We start from the raw sequence: 406 nt of genomic DNA on the forward strand, positions 1-406 counted from the left end.
GTGCTCGGCAGCCTCCCGCTCGACATCGCGATCCGCGAGCGCGCCGACAGCGGCACGCCGACGGTCGCGGCCGAGCCGGACGGCGCGCTCGCGCGTCGTTACCGCGACATCGCGCGCGGGGTGGCGCTGGCGATTGCCGAGCGATCGCGCGACATGACGTCGAAGTTCCCGTCGATCGTTGTTCAAAATACGTAAAACCCTTGCGGGGCGGGGCCTCACGCTGTTTACGGCGCCGCGAGGCGCGGTATCATGGCGACTTTTCCCGGGTCCCTTTACCCGCCCGGCGCGGCCGCCGTGTCAAACGGCCGTCAGCCGGCATGAGGATCGAATGAAACAACGACATCACGGCGTGCGCGCCGGCCGCGCGCAGCGCGCGCTGCTGGCCGCCGCCGCGCTGGGCCTGCTG

General features: G+C 71.2%; 1 protein-coding gene. It reads left to right on the top strand.

Going from position 1 to position 406, the window contains the following annotated elements; genetic code table 11:
* Positions 1-195 (top strand): Mrp/NBP35 family ATP-binding protein (locus M3226_RS31710; protein WP_251573447.1); only part of this gene is annotated, 195 nt, incomplete at its 5' end.
* Positions 196-406 lie beyond the last annotated feature (211 nt).

It is taken from the genome of Neobacillus cucumis, assembly GCF_023715505.1.